Origin of the sequence: Actinoallomurus liliacearum, from assembly GCF_039542035.1 — a bacterium.
GTDB lineage: Bacteria > Actinomycetota > Actinomycetes > Streptosporangiales > Streptosporangiaceae > Actinoallomurus > Actinoallomurus liliacearum.
This window is the reverse complement of record NZ_BAABHJ010000040.1, coordinates 323,081-345,162: the sequence shown is the minus strand read 5'-3', so window position 1 is coordinate 345,162 and position 22,082 is coordinate 323,081. Positions and strand designations below refer to the sequence as shown.

Annotated in this window: 21 protein-coding genes and 1 tRNA gene; 9 read left to right on the top strand and 13 right to left on the bottom strand. The window is 69.0% G+C overall.

Annotated features, from left to right (window positions below):
- The first annotated feature begins 590 nt into the window (after positions 1–590).
- Positions 591–992, top strand: coding sequence for a VOC family protein (locus tag ABD978_RS40165; RefSeq protein WP_345366323.1), 402 nt, complete (start codon positions 591–593; stop codon positions 990–992).
- Positions 993–1,055: 63 nt separating this feature from the next.
- On the opposite strand, the gene ABD978_RS40160 is transcribed toward ABD978_RS40165, so the two are convergent.
- From ABD978_RS40160 to dnaA, 11 genes are all read right to left on the bottom strand, one after another.
- Positions 1,056–1,241, bottom strand: coding sequence for a hypothetical protein (locus ABD978_RS40160; RefSeq protein WP_345366321.1), 186 nt, complete (start codon positions 1,239–1,241; stop codon positions 1,056–1,058).
- Between the two features lie 129 nt (positions 1,242–1,370).
- Complete coding sequence (locus ABD978_RS40155; protein WP_345366319.1) at positions 1,371–1,838, bottom strand: hypothetical protein; 468 nt, start codon at positions 1,836–1,838, stop codon at positions 1,371–1,373.
- A 911-nt stretch (positions 1,839–2,749) separates the two neighbouring features.
- Positions 2,750–2,823: transfer RNA gene (locus tag ABD978_RS40150), tRNA-Ile, on the bottom strand.
- Positions 2,824–2,931: 108 nt separating this feature from the next.
- The gene (locus ABD978_RS40145; protein WP_345366317.1) at positions 2,932–3,843 is read right to left on the bottom strand and encodes a DUF3566 domain-containing protein; all 912 of its coding nucleotides are present in this window, start codon (positions 3,841–3,843) and stop codon (positions 2,932–2,934) included.
- Positions 3,844–3,892: 49 nt separating this feature from the next.
- The gene (gene gyrA / locus ABD978_RS40140) at positions 3,893–6,409 is read right to left on the bottom strand and encodes a DNA gyrase subunit A (RefSeq protein ID WP_345366315.1); all 2,517 of its coding nucleotides are present in this window, start codon (positions 6,407–6,409) and stop codon (positions 3,893–3,895) included.
- A 71-nt stretch (positions 6,410–6,480) separates the two neighbouring features.
- A complete protein-coding gene (gene gyrB / locus ABD978_RS40135; protein ID WP_345366313.1) occupies positions 6,481–8,421 on the bottom strand; it encodes a DNA topoisomerase (ATP-hydrolyzing) subunit B in 1,941 nt (646 codons plus the stop codon).
- 294 nt (positions 8,422–8,715) lie between these two features.
- A complete protein-coding gene (locus tag ABD978_RS40130; protein WP_345366311.1) occupies positions 8,716–9,207 on the bottom strand; it encodes a DciA family protein in 492 nt (163 codons plus the stop codon).
- 19 nt (positions 9,208–9,226) lie between these two features.
- Positions 9,227–10,351, bottom strand: a complete 1,125-nt coding sequence (gene recF / locus ABD978_RS40125) for a DNA replication/repair protein RecF (RefSeq protein WP_345366309.1) — start codon at positions 10,349–10,351, stop codon at positions 9,227–9,229.
- Between the two features lie 267 nt (positions 10,352–10,618).
- Positions 10,619–11,539: a phosphogluconate dehydrogenase (NAD(+)-dependent, decarboxylating) gene (gnd, locus tag ABD978_RS40120; RefSeq protein ID WP_345366307.1), complete on the bottom strand. Its 921-nt coding sequence runs from the start codon at positions 11,537–11,539 to the stop codon at positions 10,619–10,621.
- Between the two features lie 55 nt (positions 11,540–11,594).
- Entirely contained in the window at positions 11,595–12,716 is a 1,122-nt protein-coding gene (gene dnaN, locus ABD978_RS40115) for a DNA polymerase III subunit beta (RefSeq protein ID WP_345366305.1), read from the bottom strand.
- A gap of 460 nt (positions 12,717–13,176) precedes the next feature.
- The gene (gene dnaA / locus ABD978_RS40110) at positions 13,177–15,102 is read right to left on the bottom strand and encodes a chromosomal replication initiator protein DnaA (protein ID WP_345366303.1); all 1,926 of its coding nucleotides are present in this window, start codon (positions 15,100–15,102) and stop codon (positions 13,177–13,179) included.
- A gap of 311 nt (positions 15,103–15,413) precedes the next feature.
- Between dnaA and rpmH the strand changes: the two genes are divergently transcribed.
- From rpmH to ABD978_RS40085, 5 genes are read left to right on the top strand one after another with little or no spacing between them, the layout of a single operon-like run.
- Positions 15,414–15,551, top strand: coding sequence for a 50S ribosomal protein L34 (gene rpmH / locus ABD978_RS40105; protein WP_252781307.1), 138 nt, complete (start codon positions 15,414–15,416; stop codon positions 15,549–15,551).
- A gap of 33 nt (positions 15,552–15,584) precedes the next feature.
- Positions 15,585–15,923, top strand: coding sequence for a ribonuclease P protein component (rnpA, locus tag ABD978_RS40100; RefSeq protein ID WP_345367418.1), 339 nt, complete (start codon positions 15,585–15,587; stop codon positions 15,921–15,923).
- Positions 15,920–16,216: a membrane protein insertion efficiency factor YidD gene (gene yidD / locus ABD978_RS40095; RefSeq protein WP_345366299.1), complete on the top strand. Its 297-nt coding sequence runs from the start codon at positions 15,920–15,922 to the stop codon at positions 16,214–16,216. Before rnpA ends, yidD begins: the two co-directional genes overlap by 4 nt.
- Positions 16,217–16,226: 10 nt before the next feature.
- A complete protein-coding gene (gene yidC / locus ABD978_RS40090) occupies positions 16,227–17,267 on the top strand; it encodes a membrane protein insertase YidC (RefSeq protein ID WP_345366297.1) in 1,041 nt (346 codons plus the stop codon).
- 43 nt (positions 17,268–17,310) lie between these two features.
- Positions 17,311–17,811: a Jag family protein gene (locus ABD978_RS40085; RefSeq protein WP_345366295.1), complete on the top strand. Its 501-nt coding sequence runs from the start codon at positions 17,311–17,313 to the stop codon at positions 17,809–17,811.
- A gap of 144 nt (positions 17,812–17,955) precedes the next feature.
- On the opposite strand, the gene ABD978_RS40080 is transcribed toward ABD978_RS40085, so the two are convergent.
- Positions 17,956–18,285 carry a DUF6458 family protein gene (locus ABD978_RS40080; RefSeq protein WP_345366293.1) on the bottom strand — a complete coding sequence of 110 codons (330 nt, stop codon included), beginning with the start codon at positions 18,283–18,285 and terminating at the stop codon, positions 17,956–17,958.
- Between the two features lie 482 nt (positions 18,286–18,767).
- Here ABD978_RS40080 and rsmG point away from each other — a divergent pair, with 482 nt between their 5' ends.
- The gene (rsmG, locus tag ABD978_RS40075) at positions 18,768–19,466 is read left to right on the top strand and encodes a 16S rRNA (guanine(527)-N(7))-methyltransferase RsmG (protein ID WP_345366291.1); all 699 of its coding nucleotides are present in this window, start codon (positions 18,768–18,770) and stop codon (positions 19,464–19,466) included.
- Between the two features lie 200 nt (positions 19,467–19,666).
- Here the strand turns inward: rsmG and ABD978_RS40070 are convergent, their stop codons facing one another.
- Positions 19,667–19,837 carry a hypothetical protein gene (locus tag ABD978_RS40070; protein ID WP_345366289.1) on the bottom strand — a complete coding sequence of 57 codons (171 nt, stop codon included), beginning with the start codon at positions 19,835–19,837 and terminating at the stop codon, positions 19,667–19,669.
- A gap of 124 nt (positions 19,838–19,961) precedes the next feature.
- On the opposite strand from ABD978_RS40070, the gene ABD978_RS40065 reads away from it, so the two are divergent.
- Both ABD978_RS40065 and ABD978_RS40060 read left to right on the top strand, forming a co-directional pair.
- On the top strand, positions 19,962–20,816 hold the full coding sequence (locus tag ABD978_RS40065) for a ParA family protein (RefSeq protein WP_345366287.1): 855 nt from the start codon (positions 19,962–19,964) through the stop codon (positions 20,814–20,816).
- Positions 20,817–20,901: 85 nt separating this feature from the next.
- The gene (locus ABD978_RS40060; protein WP_345366285.1) at positions 20,902–21,852 is read left to right on the top strand and encodes a ParB/RepB/Spo0J family partition protein; all 951 of its coding nucleotides are present in this window, start codon (positions 20,902–20,904) and stop codon (positions 21,850–21,852) included.
- Positions 21,853–22,082 lie beyond the last annotated feature (230 nt).

Sequence of the window (22,082 nt, the reverse complement as noted above, 5' to 3'; positions counted from 1 at the left end):
CGCCGACGACAGCCATCCGACCCCGAAGGATGTGCGGACGGTCATCGACTATGCCCTGGCACACGGCTGGGATCCCGACCTACTCCGCGGGACCTCTTTTCTCAGCGAGAGTGAGCACGCCTCGGCGTTCGAACTGGCCGACCTCCTACTCACCGACCGCCTTCGGGACGGGAAAGCGCCGGACCCCAGCACGCGCGTACTTCGTGCCTTCGACGAGAACCCGAGACCGTACGGCGCCGGGCTGGCTCATTCCCGAGTCTGAGGCCGCCGGCCGTTTGGGACGCGGGCCCGTACCGCAAGCGGAAGCGGGTCCTCATGACCGAGGCCCCGAGGAGGCGGCGGCCGAAAGCCGAACGCCTGCTCGCCGGGTGGCCACCGGCGCCAGAAGGACCAACGGACGCGCGCTTCATAACGGCGGGGAATCGCCGCACCGGACGATCGTTGCCCCGCACGTGTGCCTAGGTGGACTTGAGTTGCAGCAACGGCGAACGTCGTGCCTGTCCTTTAAGCCGAGCGATGAGTCTTCCTGTCCGCTCGGGTCAGTACCGTCAAACCGCCTACCGATCATCAGGAGGTACGGAGTGTCCGGGATGTCCGCGTCGCCCCTCGTCGTTTGTCTGCCGATTGCTGACCGCCGGCGGTCGTATGCGTTCTATCGCGAGGAACTCGGCCTCGAGCCGGTCGGCGAACCGGCGGATGACGGGGTTCCGGAACCACTGCAGTTCGTGATCAACGACGGCGTTCGGGTCATGTTCATCCCGACCGGCGGCTTCGGCTGGGTCATCGGTGATCGCGCGGTCGCTGAACCCGGGACCAGCGAGTGTGTACTGACGCTCCCCGTTGTCACACCTGCCGACGTTGACCGGATGATCACGCAGGCCCGCAAGGCCGGGGCAACGGTCATCACTCCCCCCGGGCAGCAGCCTTGGGGTTACGCCGGTGTATTCGCCGATCCTGACGGTCACGTCTGGATGGTGAGTGTGCAGCCCTGACTCGCGACCAGCACCGACTCACCCAAGCTCGCGGGCGGCCTGCGGCGTTGCCGGGAGGTCGGCTCAATTCGTGTTCGAGATTGCCGCCGGAATGTCCCGGTAGTCCGTGTCAGAGGGCACGACCATGAGAACGCGGTCTCGCTCGTCGAAGAACACGCCGGGACGGTAGCTGCCTGGTGCACCCGCCTCGGGTGGGCCTAGGTGGACTTGAACCACCAGCCTCATCCTTATCAGTTCGATCTTGCTCAAGGTGATCAAGCCTTGCCTATGATCGCCCCGTCTTCCAACGATCGTGATCGTCCGGCTTCGTCTGCGTGTGTTGCCGTCATCGTTGCCGTCACTGCCGTCAGCGCTCCCGCCTCCGGCGGGGGCATGGTGTCAGCGGATGTCGGCGGAGGCTGCGCGGATGAAACTCTCGACCCGTTGCCGCGTACGTTTGCCGTGCTGCTCTAGCTCAGCGGAGTCCTTGGATCGGTGTATATCAGCCACCGCGTCAATGGCCTCATCGGCGAGTTCGATCAGCTTCGGCTCGTCGGCCAGAAGCTGGACCCGATATCTCGCCTGCCACGCCGCCGCGCGCGAACGTCCTTGTTCGCCATGATCCGCCCTCGATGAGGGGTCGATCAGTTCTCCGTGACGACGGAGCCACTGCATGAGCTGCTCGTGCCGATACTCCATCACCGCCTCGGCGAAAGCGCTGTACGCGGACAAGCGTTCTTGTCGTAGCCGCTCGTCTCGCGTAAATCGCTCAGCACGTCCGGCGGTTCTTCGCTGAAAGACGTAGGTCACCACTGAGCCGAGCAAGGTTCCGGTCACCGCGATCAGGCTCGTGAGCGCGCCACTCATGCTGGTAGTGGACCACAAAGATCGCACAGCGGGCAGTGTCGTGTTCGTCTTGTTGGGCGTCCGCACAGTCCTCCCTGCCGGGTCATCCCGTCTGTCGTCGTCCCACCCATCGGGAAGCGGGCCAGGCCCTACGGGTCGAGGTGGAGCGCCCCACTGGACGAACGACCTCGACCCGTAGGGCCTGGTCTGCTTGGCTAGGCCTGGGACGTCGGCAGAGGGGATGACCCGGCTTCCGCCTCAACCACTAACTACCGTGCGCCGCGTGCGGTCTGGGACTATCCCCGAGTCTGAGCGCCCCCGCCGGAGGCATGTTGTAAGAGCCCTCCGTGGCTGGTGAGCTGGGCGGCCTGCCAATCGCCGAAGGCGACCCGAAGGGCGAACGAAGTGAAGTTGGCCGGCGGCCCTGCGCCCGTCCCGCGAGAACGATTCGGAACTGATGGCGCTGGAGGGAATCCGCGGTGGGGTCTTCGTTCGCCGGGACCGCCCGATCGGCGCGGCCGGAGGGACCGGCGCCCACGCCGCACGCCCGTAGGGCGTGCCGGAGCGGGCGGCCTGCGGCGGCGCTTGCGCCGCCGCCTTGATCCGATACAGCGGAATTCGGCAAAGCACGGGGCTCACGCCGCGTCAGAATGGGAAGGTGGTCGGCTCGCTGTGTCTCCAGAAGACCAAGATCTTCATCGGTCGCGCGAGGTCGGCGAGTCTGCGATCGCACTTACCGGTGGCGCAAAGGCGCGGCACGGCAGGCGGCTCAGCCCTACGGCGACCTGTTGGCCTTCGCAAACCCCAGCCCGAGAGGGGGCGTGGGGGCGGAGCCCCCACATCGGGGGGCTCCGGGGGGTCGACCCCCCGGAAAACAAAGCGCGGGCCACCGGGAGGGCGCCTCAGCGCCGACCATGGTGACCCGCCTCGCGTGGGCCTAGGTGGACTTGAACCACCGGCCTCATCCTTATCAGGGATGCGCTCTAACCGACTGAGCTATAGGCCCATGCAGCCGCCCCCGCGTCGAACCAACCGGGGCGACGTCGAGAAACATACCCGATCGTCGGCCCCAACAGGAAATCGAATCCCGTTCTCCGGGGCGGCGGACCGCAGATTACTGGTCGGCCTCCTTGAGGGTGACCTCGACGCCTCCGACGAGGTCGGCGGCCATGTTGTAGATGACCGACCAAACGGTCGCCAGAGCGGTGATGAGGAGGACGTTGAGGGTGCCGATCAGCGCGGTGTAGCCGAGGATCCGGGCTGCGGAGAACCAGCTCGCGGGGTTTAGGCCGCCGTTGGTCTTGCCCTGCAGGTCCTTGATCGTGTTGGTGAGGGCGTCGAAGACGCCCAGCGCCGACAGGATGAGGTAGAGCACGGTGACCGCGACGAACAGCACCAGGAAGCACACTAGCGACATGATGAAGCTGAACTTCATCACCGACCACGGCTCGAACCGGGCGACCTGAAGGTGGGCCTTGCGCGGCGCCTTGCGCCCGGCGGGCTTGCCGCCGGCGGGCGGCGTCGCGTCCGCGGGGCGCCGAGCGGGCTCCAGGGCGGTGGAGGAGCCGGGTCCGTACGACGACGGGCCGGAGCCGGTGGAGCCGAAGCCTGGACTGGTCTTGGGAATGTCCATGGACGTCGTCCTACCCGACGCGGAGCCGGGCTCGCTCGTCTTCGACGTTTCCGTGGTCGATCCCTCATCCAGGGAGCTCTTGGAACCCCGGGAGACGAGCCGGTCCTTGCTGCCGGCGGCGTCTCCGGTGGGGTCCGGCTTCTTGGGCGGCAGCCGGAGGTCCTGGACGGTGTCCTCGCTGCCGTCCTTCTTGGTGGCCAGGTCGATGACGGTCTCCTCCGCCCGATCGGCCGGCTCCGCCTCGTTGGCCTTGTCGTCGGTCTTCTTCACCGTCACCTCGTCGGTCGGCGGCCTGTTCGCGGCGCTGGTCTTCTTGCCCGGGCCGCTCTTGCCGCCCTTCCCGGTGGTACGCCCGGACTCCCCGTCGGCGCCCTTTCCGGCGTTGGCCGTCATATAACCTCCCCGGGGAGGCGACTCACGTCATGACGCGCCACGAGGCGTCTCACGCGTCGCTCCCCTCCCCGGACTCTGTGTCCGGCTCAGCCTCGGTGTCCTCGATGGACTCCACGTTCCTCGCGATGGCGACCACACTGTCCCCATCAGCGAGATTCATAAGGCGTACCCCCATCGTGGAGCGCCCAGACTGCTTGATCTCGGCCGCTCGTGTACGGATTACGCCACCGCTGGCAGTCATGGCGTACACCTCATCCTCGGGCCTGACCATGAGGGCACCGACCAGCCTGCCGCGATTCTCCACGATCTTAGCGGTCAGTACACCCTTCCCCCCACGACCGTGAACGGGGTATTGGTCGGCGGGGGTGCGCTTGGCGTATCCGCCCTCGGTGGCGACCAGCACGTCTTCGCCTTCGAGGACGACATGCATGTCGAGGACTTCCTGGCCATCGTCGAACCGCATGCCGATGACGCCGGCGGTGGCGCGGCCCATCGGGCGCAGGACGTCGTCGCGGGCGGGGAAGCGGATGGCCTGCGCGCCGCTGCTCACCATGAGCAGGTCGTCCTCGGGGGAGACCAGGCGGGCGGCGATGACCTCGTCACCCTCTTCGAGGTTGATCGCGATGAGGCCGGCGGACCGCGGCGAGTCGTACGCCGACAGGTCGGTCTTCTTGACACGGCCCTGCTTGGTGGCGAGGACGAGGTACGGGGCGACACCGTAGTCGCGCAGGTCGAGGACCTCGGCGATGCGCTCGTCGGGCTGGAACGCCAGCAGGTTGGCGACGTGCTGGCCGCGGCCGTCCCGGCCGGCCTCGGGCAGTTCGTACGCCTTGGCGCGGTAGACGCGGCCCTTGTTGGTGAAGAACAGGATCCAGTGGTGGGTCGTCGTCACGAAGAAGTGGTCGACGATGTCGTCCTGCTTGAGCTGCGCGCCGCGTACGCCCTTGCCGCCGCGCTTCTGCGCGCGGTACAGGTCGGTCTTGGTGCGCTTGGCGTAGCCGCCGCGGGTGATGGTGACGACGACGTCCTCTTCGGCGATGAGGTCTTCCATCGACACATCGCCCTCGAAGGGGATGATCTGGGTGCGGCGCTCGTCGCCGAACTTCTCGACGATGGTCTGCAGCTCGTCGCGGACGATCCCGCGCTGCCGCTCCGGCGAGGCGAGGATGTCGTTGTAGTCCGCGATCTCCGCCATGAGCTTGTCGTACTCATCGGTGATCTGCTGGCGCTCGAGGGCGGCCAGCTTGCGCAGCTGCATGTCGAGGATGGCCTGCGCCTGGATCTCGTCGATCTCCAGGAGCTGCATCAGGCCGTTCTGCGCCTCGGCCGCGGACGGCGAGCGCCGGATCAGCGCGATGACCTCTTCGATGCGGTCGAGGGCCTTGAGGAGGCCGCGCAGGATGTGGGCGCGCTCTTCGGCCTTGCGCAGCAGGAAGCGGGTGCGCCGGACGACGACGTCGACCTGGTGGTCGACCCAGTAGCGGACGAACTGGTCGAGGCGGAGCGTGCGGGGCACGCCGTCGACCAGCGCGAGCATGTTCGCGCCGAACGTCTCCTGCAGCTGGGTGTGCTTGTACAGGTTGTTGAGGACGACCTTGGCGACCGCGTCGCGCTTGAGCACGATGACGAGCCGCTGGCCGGTACGGCCGGAGGTCTCGTCCCGTACGTCGGCGACGCCGCTGATCTTGCCTTCCTTGACCTGCTCGGCGATCTTCAGCGCGAGGTTGTCGGGGTTGACCTGATACGGCAGCTCGGTGACGACCAGGCACGTACGACCCTGGATCTCCTCGACCTCGACGACCGCCCGCATCGTGATGAGGCCGCGGCCCGTACGGTAGGCCTCCTCGATGCCGCGGCGGCCGACGATCAGGCCGTGGGTCGGGAAGTCCGGGCCCTTGATCCGCTCGATCAGCGCGTCGAGGAGCGCCTCGTCGGTGGCCTCGAAGTTGTCGAGGTACCACTCGACGCCGGCCGTGACCTCGCGCAGGTTGTGCGGCGGGATGTTGGTGGCCATACCGACCGCGATGCCGGCCGAGCCGTTGACGAGGAGGTTCGGGAAGCGGCTGGGCAGGACCTCGGGCTCCTGGGAGCGCCCGTCGTAGTTCGGCGAGAAGTCGACGGTCTCCTTCTCGATGTCCCGCAGCATCTCCATGGCCAGCGGCGCCATCCGGCACTCGGTGTACCGCATGGCCGCGGCCGGGTCGTTGCCCGGCGAGCCGAAGTTGCCGTTGCCGTCGACCAGGGGGTACCGCATCGCCCACGGCTGCGCGAGGCGTACGACGGTGTCGTAGATCGAGGCGTCGCCGTGGGGGTGGTAGTTACCCATGACGTCACCGACGACGCGGGCGCACTTGAAGTAGCCGCGGTCGGGCCGGTACCCGCCGTCGTACATCGCGTACAGCACGCGCCGGTGCACGGGCTTGAGGCCGTCGCGCACCTCGGGCAGCGCCCGCGAGACGATGACCGACATCGCGTAGTCGAGATAGCTGCGCTGCATCTCGACCTGGATGTCGACCGGTTCGATCCGGTCGGCCGGGCCTTCCGGCGGCAAGGTAACGTCCGTCACCTGAGAACCTCTTCCGCTGTTGAGTCAATGGCCGGGCGGCACCGGGGATCGGCCCGGTGCCCGAGCGCCGGTCAGATGTCGAGGAAGCGCACGTCCTTGGCGTTGCGCTGGATGAACGAGCGCCGCGCCTCGACGTCCTCGCCCATGAGAACCGTGAACAGCTCGTCGGCCTGGGCGGCGTCGTCGAGCGTGACCTGGAGCAGAACGCGGTTGGCCGGGTCCATCGTGGTGTCCCACAGCTCGTTGGCGTTCATCTCGCCGAGGCCCTTGAACCGCTGCACGCCGTCGCGCGGGCGCGGGTCCCGCTTGCCGCCCGCGATGCCCGCCTCGATGACCGCGTCGCGTTCACGGTCGGAGTAGGCGTAGTCCGAGTCGTTGCCCCGCGCGTCCCACTTGATCTTGTAGAGCGGCGGCTGGGCGAGGTAGACGTGGCCGGCCTCGACGAGCGGCTTCATGAAGCGGAACAGCAGGGTCAGCAGCAGCGTGCGGATGTGCTGGCCGTCGACGTCGGCGTCGGCCATCAGGATGATCTTGTGGTACCGCAGCTTCTCGATGTCGAACTCGTCGTGGATGCCGGTGCCCAGGGCGGTGATCATCGCCTGGACCTCGTTGTTCTTCAGGACCCGGTCGATGCGGGCCTTCTCCACGTTGAGGATCTTGCCGCGGATCGGGAGGATCGCCTGGTGCATGGCGTCGCGGCCGCCCTTGGCCGAGCCGCCCGCCGAGTCGCCCTCCACGACGTAGATCTCGCACTTGGCCGGGTCGGTCGACTGGCAGTCCGACAGCTTGCCGGGCAGCGAGGTCGACTCCAGCAGGCTCTTGCGGCGCGTCAGGTCGCGCGCCTGCCGGGCGGCGATCCGGGCGCGGGCCGCCTGCGTGGCCTTGTTGACGACCTCCTTGGCCTCACCGGGGTTGCGGTCCAGCCAGTCGCGGAAGTTCTCGTACATCGCGCGCTGCACGAAGGACCGCGCCTCGGTGTTGCCGAGCTTGGTCTTGGTCTGGCCCTCGAACTGCGGGTCGGCCAGCTTGATCGAGATGATCGCCGTGAGGCCCTCGCGGACGTCCTCACCGGCGAGGTTGTCGTCCTTGCCCTCGCGCAGGAGCTTCTGCTCGCGCGCGTACTTGTTGACGACGGTCGTCAGCGCGGCGCGGAAGCCCTCCTCGTGCGTGCCGCCCTCCGCCGTGTTGATCGTGTTGGCGAAGGTGTGCACGGACTCGGAGTACGCCCCGCTCCACTGCATCGCGACCTCGACCGACATGCCGTCGGTCTCCTCGCTGAACGCGATGACCGACTGGTGGACGGTCTCCTTCTTCGCGTTGATGTAGCGGACGAAGTCCTCGATGCCGCCCTCGTAGCGGTACGCGACCACGCGCGGCTCGCCGTTGATGTGCTCCGGCCGCTCGTCGCGCAGGGTGATGGACAGGCCCCGGTTGAGGAACGCCATCTCCTGCATGCGCCGGCTGAGCGTCTCGAAGTTCCACTCGAGCGTCTCGAAGATCGACCCGTCCGGCCAGAAGGTGATCGTGGTGCCGGTCTCGTCGGTCGGCTCGCCCTTCTGCAGCGGACCCTCGGCGCCCTGCCAGGTGTAGGACTGCCGCCACACGTGACCGTCGGTGCGCACCTCGGCGTCCAGCCGGGTGGACAGGGCGTTCACCACGGCCGAGCCCACACCGTGCAGACCACCGGAGACGGCGTACGACTTGCTGTCGAACTTGCCGCCCGCGTGCAGCGTGGTGAGGACCAACTCGATGGCCGGTCGCTTCTCCACCGGGTGCTCGCCGACGGGGATGCCGCGGCCGTTGTCCTGGACCCGGACGCCGCCGTCGGGCAGCAGCGTCACCTCGATGGTGTCGGCGTAGCCCGCCAGCGCCTCGTCGACCGAGTTGTCCACGATCTCGTAGACGAGGTGGTGGAGACCGCGCTCTCCGGTGGAACCGATGTACATGCCCGGGCGCTTGCGAACCGCCTCAAGGCCTTCTAGGACAGTGATCGAGCTAGCGTCGTACGCCAAGTGGAGATCCTCCTGCCGGAGGACACGCGCCGCGCAGCTCCCCGTATACACAAGCAGGGCGCCCGATCCACGGGCGGCCCGCAACGGCGATCGTGTCCTGTATCCGGCCTCCATTCTATCCGTCCCGGACCCGTTCTTGGGCCATGTAGGGCGTTCTCAGCCCGCACAAGCGACGAACAGAGTCGCCCGGAAGTCCCCCTACCGGTCCCGGGGGGTCACGAGGCGTACGGACGACGAAAACGAATCACCCCCGGCCGCGCAAGCCCACGCCCACAGCCTGTGGACAACGGCGCCTCACGGGGTACGGCGGCGGCCGCCGGTCACCCGCAGCCGGCCCGTCCCGCGCGGCCCCGACGAGGGGCCGATGACCTTCACCCGCTGGACGGTGCCGTGCCCGAGCTCCTCGTTGAGCCGCTTCACCAGCGGTCCGGACAGCAGGCGCAGCTGCGCCGCCCAGGTGTTCGAGTCGGCCGCCACGACGAGGATCCCGTCCTCGAACGTCTGCGGCTCGGTGTGCTCGGCCAGCTCCGGCCCCACGATCTGCGGCCAGCGCCCGAACACGCCGCCGACCGCGGCGCGCTCCTGCCAGCCGCGGGCTGCGAGGAGCTCCCGGATGGCCGGGCCGAACGCCGTCGGGTCGCCGCCGCGCCGGCCGCCCTCCCGGCCGCCGCGCGGCGCACGCTTCTTCCGCGTCTGCCCGGGCTGGGCGCCGCGCGCCTTCGCGTCGGCCTTGGCCTGCGCGAGGGCCTCCCGGGCCAGCTCGATCCCCGACTTCGGTTTTTCCACAGGCTGTGGATCTCGCTGGTCATCGGACACGGGTGACCTCCCCACTCGCGACCTCGTACGTCGCGCCGCTGAGCCGTTCGGGTACGTCTTCGGGGACCGCCGCGGTGATCAGCACCTGTTCGGCCTGGGCCACCAGATCGGCCAGCCGGGTACGGCGCCCGGAGTCGAGCTCGGCGAAGACGTCGTCCAGGATCAGCACCGGGTCGTCGCCGTCGGCGCGCAGCAGCTCGTACGACGCGAGGCGCAGCGCGAGCGCGAACGACCAGGACTCGCCGTGGCTGGCGTAGCCGCGCGCCGGCAGGTCGCCGAGCTTGAGCATCAGCTCGTCCCGGTGCGGGCCGACCAGGCTCACCCCCCGCTCGAGCTCGTTCTTGCGCGACTCCGCCATGCCCGTCAACAGGGCCTCGGCGAGTTGTGCACGGTCTGTGGACAACTCCGGTAGAGACGCGGACGCGCGGTACTCCAGGTCGGCCGCGCCGCCGGGGGCCAGCGCGGCGTACGCCTTGGCGACCAGCGGGCCGAGCGCCGCGACCAGCTCGAGACGGGCGCCGAGGAGCTCGGCGCCCGTACGCGCGAGGTGGGTGTCCCACACGTCGAGGGTGCTCAGCACCTCCGGACCGGGCGCCCGGCGGTGCTGGGCGGCGGATTTCAACAGGGCGTTGCGCTGCTTGAGGACACGGTCGTAGTCCGAGCGCACCGCCGCGAACCGCGGGGCGCGCACGGTCAGCAGCTCGTCGAGGAACCGGCGGCGCTCCCCGGGATCGCCCTTGACCAGGACCAGGTCCTCGGGCGCGAACAGGACGGTCCGCAGCATCCCCAGCACCTCGCGGGGGCGCTGGACGGGCGACCGGTTCAGCCGGGCGCGGTTGGCCCGGCCCGGATTGATCTCCAGCTCGATCAACGCCTTGCGCTCGTCCCGGACGACCCCGGCCCGTACGATCGCGCGCGGCGCGCCGTGCCTGACCAGCGGTGCGTCTGTGGACACGCGATGGCTGCCGTGCAGCGCGACGTAGCCGATCGCCTCGACGAGGTTCGTCTTGCCCTGGCCGTTCGGGCCCAGGAAGGCGCTGATCCCCGGGTCGAGGGCGATCTCCGCGGACTCGTACGACCGGAAGTCCTGCAGCGCGAGGTGGGCGACGTACACCCAGACGAGGGTAGGCCCTGTGGACGCTCCCCGCTGCCCGGCCGCACACCGGCCCCGCCGGGCACGGGTGCGGCCTGGACGACACGGTCGTCCCGGCACCGCGGGGAGACCCCGGTCGCTACCAGGGCTCCAGAACCGCCGTCCCCAGAACGGGCCGAATTTTCCACAGCCCTGTGGATGACCGGGGACGGACACGCCCCGGAGCACCGGGGCGCGGGGCCGCGCCCGTCCACAGGGCCTCGGCGACCCGTGGGACCACGACGGGGCTCAGGACTGCGGCGGGGCGACGTCCGCGCCGGGGGAGTCGGCGCCCTTCAGCGTCTCCACCGCGTGGCCGCCGAACTGGTTGCGCAGCGCGGCGATCATCTTCATCGCCGGCGAGTCGTCCTGCCGCGAGGCGAACCGCGCGAACAGCGACGCGGTGATGACGGGCAGCGGCACCGCGAGGTCCACGGCCGCCTGCACCGTCCACCGGCCCTCGCCGGAGTCCTGTGCATAACCCTTGAGGTGGGCCAGCTCCGGGTCCTCCTTCAGCGCGCGGTCGGCCAGGTCGAGCAGCCAGGACCGGATGACCGTGCCCTCGCGCCAGCTGCGGAAGGTCTCCGGGACGTTGTTGACGACGCCGCTGGCCTCGAGCAGCTCCCAGCCCTCCGCGAAGGCCTGCATCATGCCGTACTCGATGCCGTTGTGGACCATCTTGGCGAAGTGCCCGGCCCCGACGGCGCCCGCGTGCACGAAGCCGTACTCGCCCTCGGGCTTGAGCGCCTCGAAGATCGGCATGAGCTGCTTGACGTTCTCGTCGCTGCCGCCGACCATCAGCGCGTAGCCGTTCTGCAGGCCCCAGACGCCGCCGCTGACGCCGGCGTCGACGAAGCCGATGCCGCGCTCGGCCAGCAGCTCCGCGTGCTTCTGGTCGTCCTGGTAGTACGAGTTCCCGCCGTCGATCACGACGTCGCCCGCCTCGAGCAGCTCGCCGAGCCGGTCGACCGTCTCCCGGGTCGGGCCGCCGGCGGGGACCATGACCCATACCGCCCGTGGGGCGCTCAGCCGCTGGACGAGCTCCTCCAGCGAGCCGACGTCGCTGACCGCCGGGTCACGGTCATAGCCGACGACCGTGTGCCCGGCCTGCTTGATCCGCTTGGCCATATTGCCGCCCATGCGGCCGAGCCCGATCATCCCGAGTTCCATGAACATCTCCTCAGATGGCGCTCTGTGTCCGTCTGAGCCTAGTTACCCCTGAGATTCAGCTTGACAGCCGGATGGGCATGATCAGATAGCGGTAGTCCGGATCGCCGTCGTCGGCGGGCTTACCGGTGATGACCGCGGGCTTCGTCGAGGTCGTCATGGCCAGCCGGGCGACGTCCGACCCGATCGCGCTGAGGCCGTCGAGCAGGAAGTTCGGGTTGAACGCGATGTCGATGTCCTGACCGTCCAGCGACGCGCCCAGAACTTCCACAGCCTGTGCATCGTCGCCGCTGCCCGCCTCGAGCACGACCTCGTCCTGCCGGAACGACAGGCGGACGGGGGTGTTCTTCTCCGCGACCAGGCCCACGCGCTTCACGGCCTCGGCGAACGGACCCGTCTGGATCTCCGCCACGGCCGAGGTCTCCTTCGGCCACAGCGACTGGTACTTCACGAACTCCGCGTCGAGCAGGCGGGTCGTCGTACGGCGGCCGCCGCCCTCGAAGCCGATCATGCCCTCGCCGCTGCCACCGGCCGCCAGCGCGATCGAGACCTCCGCGCCCGAGGTGAGGGACTTGGCGGTGTCCGAGAGCGTCTTGGCGGGCACGAGGGCGACCGCGGAGATGTCGGGCCGCTCCGGCTGCCAGCGGAGCGTACGGACCGCGAGACGGTACCGGTCGGTGGAGGCCAGGGTCACGGTCTCGCCCTCGATCTCCACACGCACACCGGTGAGCATGGGGAGGGTGTCGTCGCGGCCCGCGGCGATCGCGACCTGGGAGACGGCGGCGGCGAACGCGTCGCTGCCGATGGTGCCCGCGGCCGGCGGCATCGCCGGGAGGCTCGGGTAGTCCTCCACAGGCATGGTGAGGAGTGTGAACTTCGCCGAGCCGCACTTCAGCGTGACCTTGGCCCCGTCGGTGGTGATCTCGACGGGGGCGGCGGGCAGGCTGCGGCAGATCTCGGCGAGCAGCCGGCCCGACACCAGCGCGGTGCCCGGCTCGTCGGCGTCGATGTCCATCGTCATCTGCGCCGAGACCTCGTAGTCGAACGAGGACAGCTTCAGTTGGTCGCCGGCCTCGATGAGCATCCCGGCCAGGACCGGCACGGGCGGCCGGACCGGCAGCGAACGCGCGGTCCAGGCAACGGCGTCGGCGAGAACGTCTCTCTCGATGCGGAACTTCACTTTGGACCGTCTCCTGAGGTTTTGATCACCTTGTGTGGTGGAACTTAAGAAACCGTACGGGGCGGGCCGGTGGGCCCGCATGCCCCTCTACGTTTTGACTTTCTTTCTTTGTAGATACAAGGAGAGTCATCGTCATAGGGACCGTGGATACTGTGGAGAAGCCTAGTCTCCGCAGGTCAGACCCCGTTTTCGTATCCACTGCGGGTGTGCATCACCCCTGTGGATCCAGTGGATGGCTGGGGATGACGAGAATCCATCCCCACCTCGTCCACCGTCCGTCCCCATCTCATCCACCGATTCACCCCCCTGTTCCACAGGGTTGTCCACCGTCATCCATCCACAGGTTTTTCCCCACCCTGTGTAATCCACGATCTCGGGATAACCCCTGTGCATCTCCTGTGGACGCCTGTGGACCGCTGGGGACAAGCGAGGCGCCCGGTGGACGACCGCTGGGGACAACTCACGCCCCCCCGTTGCGGGCCTGCTGCTTGATGCGGTTCGTCAGCTCGGTGACCTGGTTGTAGATCGGCCGCTTCTCCGCCATCAGCTTGCGGATCTTCTTCTCCGCGTGCATGACCGTCGTATGGTCGCGGCCGCCGAACTGCTGCCCGATCTTCGGCAGCGACAGGTCGGTGAGCTCCCGGCACAGGTACATCGCGATCTGCCGGGCGGTCACCAGCACCCGCGAGCGCGACGGCCCGCACAGCTGCTCCATGTCGATCCCGAAGTACGTCGCCGTCTGCGCCATGATCGTCGCCGCGGTGATCTCGGGGCCGCTGTCGTTGGGGATGAGGTCCTTCAGCACGATCTCGGCGAGCTGCAGGTCCACCGACTGGCGGTTCAGGCTGGCGAACGCCGTCACGCGGATCAGCGCCCCCTCCAGCTCCCGGATGTTCGTCGAGATCTTCGAGGCGATGTACTCCAGCACCTCCGGCGGCGCGACCAGGCCCTCCTGCACCGCCTTCTTGCGCAGGATCGCGATGCGGGTCTCCAGCTCGGGCGGCTGCACGTCCGTGATCAACCCCCACTCGAAGCGGTTGCGGAGCCGGTCCTCCAGCGTCACCAACTGCTTGGGCGCGCGGTCGCTGGAGATCACGATCTGCTTGTTCGCGTTGTGGAGGGTGTTGAAGGTGTGGAAGAACTCCTCCTGCGTCTGCTCCTTGTTCTCCAGGAACTGGATGTCGTCGACGAGGAGGATGTCGACGTCCCGGTAGCGGCGGCGGAAGTTGTCGGCCTTGCCGTCCCGGATCGCGTTGATGAAGTCGTTGGTGAACTCCTCGGAGCTGACGTACCGCACCCGCGCCCCGTTGAACAGGCTCTGCGCGTAGTGGCCGATGGCGTGCAGCATGTGCGTCTTGCCCAGGCCGGAGTCCCCGTAGATGAACAGCGGGTTGTACGCCTTGGCCGGAGCCTCTGCCACCGCCACGGCCGCCGCGTGCGCGAACCGGTTGGACGAGCCGATGACGAACGTGTCGAAGGTGTACTTCGGGTTCAGCCGCGCGGGCTCACTCGTCTTCTCGGCCGGGTCCGACGACGGCCGGGACTGCCAGCCGCCACCGGGCACCGAGCCGGGGGTCGGCACGAAGGGGTCGCGCCGGCCCGGAACGTTCGGCAGGCCCTGCTGGTCGGGGCGGCGCTGCTGGTCCTGCGGGTACGGGCCGCCTGGACCGCCCGGCGCGCCGTACTGGTCGCGGTAGGTCTCGCCGCGATACGGGTCGCCGCCGCCGTACTGCTGGTCCGGGCGGTACCGGTCGGAGCCGTACCGATCACCGCCGTACTGGTCGCCGCCGTACGAGCCGGGCCCTCGGTCCCCGTATCCGCCCACTCCCGGACCGGGGACGCCCGGGTCGCCATATCCGCCCGCTCCCGGACCGGCGGCGCCCGGGTCGCCGTACCCGCCGATGTTCGGTCCGGCGGAGGCCGGGGCGTTCGAGTCGCCGTACGAGCCCGGGCCCGGGTCGCCGTACGGACCGGCGCCCGGATCACCGTACGGGCCGGGGTCGCCGGCCGGTCCGCGCTGCGGCGCGGTGGAGAACCGTGGACCTTCGAGGCGGTAGCCGCCGGAGCCGTGGGACGGCTGCTCGTGATCGGTCTCCGGCTCCGCGGGAACCTGGCGCTCGGCGGAAGGCGACGGGTCCGGCTGCACCGTGACCACCACCCGGATCTCCCGGCCGAGCTGGGCGGACAGCACCTCGGTGATGAACGGGTGGAGGCGGTTCTCCAGCACCTCTTTGGCGAACTCGTTCGGCGTCGCGAGCAGCGCCGTATCCTCGACCAGGGCCAGCGGCCGGGTCATGGAGAGCCAGGCGCGATGCTGCGGGGGCAGATCGGCGGGCAGGGCCTCCAGGGCCCTCGTCCACACGAGCGCAAGATCCAGCCCGTCCATATCCTGGTTCCCTCCCTCGAAGCGGCCGGCGCCCCGGTAGTGGGCGTTAGTCCTCCCGCGAAACGTCAGACGAACACTCTCTCACGCGTCATCCACAGGGTTGTCCACAACTTGTGCACAAGCCCCGGCGTCATTGGGGATATGTGTGTTCGGTTTGACCGGAGGGCGGCGCAGAACGTAACGTACGACGGTCGAGTCGCATCGACGGCGGTGCTGCGCGCCCGCAGGTCGCCGGTCCCTCGCATGTCCGCGAGTCACGGCGCCCGATGCGACATCAGCACATTGACCGCAGCACCCCACTGGAGTCTCGAGTGAGCAAGCGTACGTACCAGCCGAACAACCGTCGCCGGCACAAGAAGCACGGCTTCCGGCTTCGCATGCGCACCCGGGCGGGGCGCGCGATCCTGTCGTCGCGCCGCCGCAAGGGCCGCGCCCAAGTCGCGGTCTGAGCAGCGGCGGCTGTGCTGCCGTCCGGACACCGGATGCGGCGGCGAGAAGAGTTCACCTCGGCCGTTCGGCGCGGCGATCGTGCCGGACGGCCTAATCTCGTTCTGCACCTGCAGTTCCGGGATGACGTCGACGAACCCGCCCGAATCGGTTTCACCGTCGGCCGCCAGGTCGGTGTCGCGGTCGTCCGCAACAAGGTTCGTCGCAGACTCCGGCATATCGCGCGAGAACACCTGCATCGGCTCGCACCGGGTAGCCTGCTTGTCGTGCGGGCCAACGCGAAGGCGGCGACCGCACGCCACGAGGAACTCGCCGCGGATCTCGACGCGGCACTCGACCGGCTCCTGCGGCGACAGGTCAAGAGGCGGACATGACGGACAAGCCGACGCTCGCGGCTCGGGCCCTGATAGTGCCCATCGTCTTCTATCGTCGGTTCATCAGCCCGCTTCTCGGCCCGGTCTGCCGCTACCAGCCGACCTGCAGCGCCTACGCCCTAGAGGCGCTTCGCACCCACGGCGCCCTCCGCGGAGGCTGGCTCGCGGTGCGTCGAATCGCCCGCTGCCACCCCTTCCACGCCGGCGGATACGACCCCGTCCCGCCGCGGAAGGGCCGAGCACCACAAGACCTCACGCCGCGCGAGAGCGGCACTGTTTCGGAGAGCACATAGGAGCCAGCCGGTGAGTCTCAGCTTCCTCAGTCCGCTGTTCGAGGCCGTAGCGTGGGTGATCGTACAGATCCACGCCGGCCTGAGCCTGATCTTCCCGGCGGACAGCGGATGGGCGTGGGGCCTGTCGATCTTCCTGCTGACCGTCCTCATGCGGATCATCATCTTCCCGCTGTTCGTGAAGCAGATCCACGCGTCCCGCAAGATGCAGGAACTGCAGCCGCAGGTCCAGGCGCTGCGCAAGAAGTACAAGAAGGACAAGCAGCGCCTCAACCAGGAGATGATGAAGCTCTACCAGGAGGCGGGCGCCAACCCGCTGTCCGGGTGCCTTCCGCTGGTGGTGCAGTTCCCCATCTTCATCTCGCTGTACAACGTGCTGCGCGCGATCTCCACGACCAAGCCGGGCCAGTCGAAGTACGGCATCTCGGCCGATCTGATCGCCAGCGCTCAGCACGCCCACATCTTCGGCGCGCACATCCCGTCGACGTTCAAGGACGCCTTCTCCAGCGGACACGTGGGCGCGATGGTCGTCACCGGCCTGGCCGTGGTGATCAGCTCGACCACCACCTTCTTCACGATGAAGTCCAGCGTCGGCCGGTCGATGCAGACGATGACCGCCGACAACCCGATGATGGCGTCGCAGAAGTACCTGGTGTACCTCTCGCCGCTGTTCGGACTCTTCGGCCTCACGCTGCCGCTGGGCGTTCTGATCTACTGGGTCACCACCAACTCCTGGACTCTGGCCCAGTCGCACTACGTGTACAAGAAGTACCCGATGCCGACGCCCGACGCTCAGGGCAACGGCACCGCCGCCACCGCCAAGCCGGGTGCCAAGCCGGCCGCCGGGGCCAAGGCCGGGACCGCCAAGGCCGGCGCCGCGAAGACCTCCCGTACCGCCGTCAAGAACGGTGCGGTGAAGCCCGCGACCGGCAGCGCGCTCGTGGGTAAGGCGAAGAACAAGGAGGAGGCCGCGGCGGAGGAGCCGGTGGACGACACGCCGAAGGTCGAACGCCACCAGCCGACACGCCAGTCGCGGAGCAAGCGGAAGCGATAGCGTGATTTCCCAGTCCAGCCGCAGCACGCAAGAGGAGCCCGGAGTGAGCCAAGCCGAAGCCGAGACCGCGGAGACCGTGAAGGTCGACATCAAGGCGCTCGAGCAGGAAGGCGAAATCGCGGCGGATTACATCGAGGGCCTGCTGGACATCGCCGACCTCGACGGCGACATCGACATGGACGTCGAGGGCGAGCGGGCCCTGGTGTCCGTCGTCGGCGCCACCCTGGACGAGCTGGTCGGACGCAAGGGCGAGGTGCTGGAGGCCCTCCAGGAGCTGACCCGCCTGGCGGTGCACCGCCGCACGGGCGAGCGGAGCCGGCTCATGCTCGACGTCGGCGGCTTCCGCGAGCGCCGCCGGTCGGAGCTGTCCAAGCTCGGCACCGAGGTCGGTGAAGAGGTGAAGCGCACCGGCGAGCCGAAGGCCCTGTCGCCGATGACGCCGTTCGAGCGCAAGGTCGTCCACGACACGATCGCCGCCCTGGGGCTGCGCAGCGAGTCGGAGGGCGAGGAGCCCAACCGGTACGTCGTCGTCTACGCCGAATAACCCGGACGACCGCCGCCGCACGGCCGAGCGGGCACCGACCCGTCGCGCCGACCGTGAGCAGAACGGCCCCGCCACTCAGGGAGTGGCGGGGCCGTTGCTCGTTCTGACGGTGTGGCCGGTCAGCCCACGGCGGATCGTGTCGGCTTATTCCGGCTCATACCTCGTGACGTTGCGACCTCCCGAAACCGGCCGCGGGCGAACCGGCGACTCCGCGCGCTGCGCAGGCTCCTGGACGACGACCGTGGGCCGCTCCTCCTCCCGGGTCACGAAGACCGGATCGTCCTCGACGATCTGCGCGACCTGCCGGCGGCGACGCGGACGCGTGTAGGCGAACGTGATGGCCAGCCACGCGGCGCCGACGAACATCAGGATCCATCCGATCATCTGGATGTCGATCCCGCTGACGTGGAAATTGAAGGCGAAGGCGAGGATCGCTCCGATCGCGATGAACGCCAGGCCTGTTCCGATGCCCATCTGAGACGGCTCCTTCCGGGGATGGATCGGCCAGCGGGAGTCGTACCCGACCCACGGGAGATATGCACAGGGCCGAGATTTCCTTGTGGGGAGGGTGGGTCGACCGGTGAAACGCCTGTTCCTCCCACTATCGGACAGAATGCCCCGATCGCCGTGCGTGGGGTACGGCCACGCGCCGGGCGGGCGTCCGGGGCCACCGGGAGCGCTCTGGCGGTTCAGCCGAGCTCGCGAGCACGGCCACCGGGAGCGCTCTGGTGGCTTCGCCGCGTTCGCGAGTACGGCCACGGGAAGCGCTTTGCGGCCTCCGCCGCGCTCTTGAACACGGCCATCGAGGGCGGTTCGCGGCCTCTGTCGGGTTCGCGGGTAGGGCCGACGTGGCGGACGCGGGCCTGGCCGCGCGGGTCGGCGTTTCCGGGAGGCCATGCGATGTGGAAGCATTCCATCACTGTGGGGACCCATACCAAGTTTCTGAGCCGCTAGCCATGGCACTACTTCCTGCGCCGTCGATCGCTCGCGAGATCTTCGCCGACGCGCTGCCTTCCGCCGAGAGATACGCCGAGTTCCTCGCCGGTCCCGGAGTCGAACGCGGGCTTATCGGGCCGCGGGAGGTCGATCGCCTGTGGGAGCGGCACCTGCTCAACTGCGCCGTGATGGCGGAGGTGATCCCGGCCGACGCGACCGTCGTCGACATCGGCTCGGGCGCCGGGCTGCCGGGACTCGTGCTGGCCATCGCCCGTCCGGACCTGTCGGTGACGCTCCTCGAACCGCTCCTTCGCCGGACCGTGTTCCTGCAGGAGTGCGTCGACCTTCTCGGGCTGCCGAACGTCGAGGTACGCCGGGCCCGGGCGGAGGAGGCCGCCGACGAGTTCGCCGTCGACGTCGTCACGGCGCGCGCGGTGGCGCCGCTGGAGCGGCTGGCGGGCTGGGCGCTGCCTCTGCTGCGGCCGGGTGGTGAGCTGCTGGCGCTGAAGGGTGAGCGCGCGGCGGCGGAACTCGAGCAGGCGAGCGCGATTCTGAGTGAATTCGGCGTTCGCGACGCAGAGGTCCTCCAGGTGGGTCACGGTAAAGTCGAGCCTCCGACGACGATCGTCCGTGTTGTCGCCGGCAAGGCTCCGCAGCCTTCGGGGAGACGGACGAGTTCTCGTCGCGGCGGGCGCCGGCGCGGCGAACGGAAGAGGTGACGAGCCTTGACGACAGCAGAGGGCTTGGGCTGGCCGGACCGCGCGGGAGCGTCTCCACGACAATCGTCGGGACTCGGCTGGCCGGGCGCGTCGGCGGTCGCGCCTCCGTCCACGGCGGTGACCGGGGATCCGGGGCCGCCGGCGGCGCCGACCACGACGGCGGCGTCCTCCGCCGCATCGTCGGCCGTGGCTCCTCCCGCTCAGGCCGGGCCGGCGTCGGTGGCATCGGCCACGGCGCCGCAGGCGGCCCCGGTGCCGGCGGCGGCAGCACCGGCCGCCGCGCCCCCGGAGACGCCGGCCTCGCCGGCGGCGCCTTCCGAGGCGGCCACTGTCTCCGAGTCCGAGGGGCAGGCGGTCCGGGAAGCCGTCACGGAAGCCCCGTCCGCTGCCGATCCTGTCAATGAGACGTCGCAACGTGTCCCGGTCCATGGGGAGTCGAAGTTGGTAAGTGAGGCGCTTAAGTCGGCCGATGTTTCACGTGAAACAGCGCGGCCGATGGTGCGGGCGACTGCGGCCGCGTTCAAGGCGGTTGCCAAGCGGGATGAGAAGGAGTGGCCGAGACCGCCTAAGTGCCGCATCATCACGATCGCCAACCAGAAGGGCGGCGTCGGCAAGACGACCAGCACCGTGAACTTGGCGGCCGCGTTGGCGATGCACGGCTCACGGGTGCTGGTGATCGACCTCGACCCTCAGGGGAACGCGTCGACCGCACTGGGCGTCGAGCATCACGCGGACATCCCGTCCGTGTATCACGTCATCCTTGAAGGCGGGCCGTTCGAGGACATCGTCGTTCCGGCCGAAGGGCTGCCGAATCTCTACTGCGCGCCGGCCACCTTGCATCTCGCGGGCGCTGAGGTCGACCTCGTACCGATGGTGGCGCGAGAGGGCCGGTTGCGCCGCGCGCTGGAGGCGTACGACACCGGCAAGTTCGACTACGTCCTCATCGACTGCCCGCCGTCGCTCGGCCTGCTCACCGTCAACGCCCTGACGGGCGCCGACGAGCTGCTCATCCCGATCCAGACGGAGTACTACGCCCTGGAGGGGCTCACGCAGCTCCTGCACACGGTGGACCTCGTCAGGCAGCACCTCAATCCGAACCTCGCCGTGTCGACGATCCTCCTGACGATGTACGACGCGCGGACCCGGCTGGCGGCACAGGTCGCGGACGAGGTGCGGAGCCACTTCGGGGAGCTCGTCCTGAGCACGGTCATCCCCCGGAGCGTCCGGGTCTCCGAAGCGCCCAGCTACGGCGAGTCGGTGCTGACCTACGACCCGAGTTCCAGCGGTGCGCTGGCTTACACGGAGGCGGCCCGTGAGATGGCCTACCGGGGCGCGGAGGCCGGCGAATGACGAGCCGCAGGGCACCGGGGCGCGTTAGGGCCTCGGTCGCGATGGGTGATGCTTCACAGGGACGCAGTGCTGAGGAAGGTACGAAGTGAGCCAGCCACGCCGGGGTCTGGGTAAGGGACTGGGCTCGTTGATCCCGACGGCGCCCGCACAGCCGGCGTCGCCGCCGACCGGGGCCGCCGACTCGGGTCCGCTCGACGGTGCGCCCCAGCCGCAGGCGGTGGCGGGCGCGCACTTCGCCGAGCTGTCGCTCGCGGAGATCACTCCGAACCCGCGGCAGCCACGGAGCACGTTCGACGAAGTGGCGTTGGAGGAGCTCGCCGCCTCGATCAAAATCGTGGGCCTGCTCCAGCCGGTCGTCGTCCGCGAGGTCGGCCCGAACCGCTACGAGCTCATCATGGGCGAGCGGCGGCTACGCGCTTCCAAGCTGGCGGAGCTGGAGAAGATCCCGGCGATCGTCCGGGACACCGGCGACGACGACCTGCTGCGCGACGCCCTCATGGAGAACCTCCACCGGCAGCAGCTCAACGCGCTGGAGGAGGCCGCCGCGTACCGACAGCTGCTCGACGACTTCGGCGCGACGCACGAGGAGCTGGCCGCCCGGATCGGGCGTTCCCGGCCGCACATCACCAACACCCTGCGGCTGCTGAACCTGCCGCCCGTCGTCCAGCGGCGCGTCGCCGCCGGGGTCCTCAGCGCCGGCCACGCGCGAGCGCTCCTCGGCCTGGAGAGCGCCGAACAGCAGGAGTACCTGGCGAAGCGGATCGTCGAAGAGGGCCTCTCGGTCCGGGCCGTCGAAGAGCTGATCACCCTGGGAGAGGGCGGGGAGACGAAGAAGGCGACCCGGCGCAAGGCGCCGAGCGGGCCGGAGAACCCTCGTATCAGGGAGCTCGCCTCCGAGCTCTCGGAGCTCTACGAGACCAAGGTGCGCGTCGACGTCGGCCAGCGCAAGGGAAAGATCGTGGTGGAGTTCGCCACGCTCGAGGACCTCGAGCGGATCGTCGACGCGATGACGCCGGGCAATCACCCACCCGCATAGCTCCGTCCGGACGGATGGTTTCACGTGAAACACCGGCCATCCGTTCCGGCAGCGGTGGATCGAACCGTAGCTCTAAGCTCCTGCTGAGCGGGAATAGGTCTCGGGGAATGAAGGCGCTCCGCCCGAGAAGGGGGCCTGGCCGGTGTCGCGTCGTCTGGTGAATATCACGCTCGACAATCTTGATGATCTGCCATCGCGGTGTCGCAGCTGCGTGTTCTGGGAGCTCGATC